This window comes from Bacteroides sp. 43_46 (assembly GCF_001915455.1).
Taxonomy (GTDB): Bacteria; Bacteroidota; Bacteroidia; order Bacteroidales; family Bacteroidaceae; genus Bacteroides; species Bacteroides caccae.
Genome location: NZ_MNQN01000045.1, coordinates 1 through 593 on the forward strand (window position 1 = coordinate 1; position 593 = coordinate 593).

Consider the following 593-nt stretch of genomic DNA (forward strand, 5'->3'; position numbering starts at 1 on the left):
GATACCGGAGTTCGGAATGATCTATCATACTTATTTATCAGGATACCAGCATATTAGCAAAAAGGATGAGAGTCATGAAAGTTATTTTTTGCCTTAAGAAACGGTACAGTTGGAAAATAGCGGCGAAAATCGTGACAGTAGCTCCTAAATATCGGTTATTCACCGATGCAACTACAATGTACTGCAACCATTATTCCATTTCCTTCTTTCTCTTCTTCCACAGTTGCCACGAATTAATAATATTCTGCCACATATTATATACCAAATAGCATATTAGTCTGATTATCAAAGAAGAATCCCACCTATCACTAACAATGGGTAACAAAATAGCAACAAAAAACGAAGAAATTCGCTTAGTGGTGGACTTCATGTGCAAAGGTAACAAAAGGCAATTACCTGCCAAAAAAGAAACAAGGCTTTTGCCTTACAATAGCTTTTTCAAGTCCTCAACGTCCGGCAGAGCGTTACGAAGTCGTTCCGGCATATCTTTAGATGCACGGTAAGTAGCAACCCCCATCGGCTTGTTATAATCACGAACGGCAAACTCTACAAAGGTTTGATTCATCTCTCTACAAAGTATTATTCCGATAGAA

General features: G+C 38.3%; 1 protein-coding gene. It reads right to left on the bottom strand.

What is annotated here, in order from left to right:
* Positions 1-424 precede the first annotated feature (424 nt).
* The coding region (locus tag BHV72_RS04755) for a PDDEXK nuclease domain-containing protein (RefSeq protein ID WP_286855007.1) at positions 425-593 on the bottom strand (169 nt) is incomplete at its 5' end.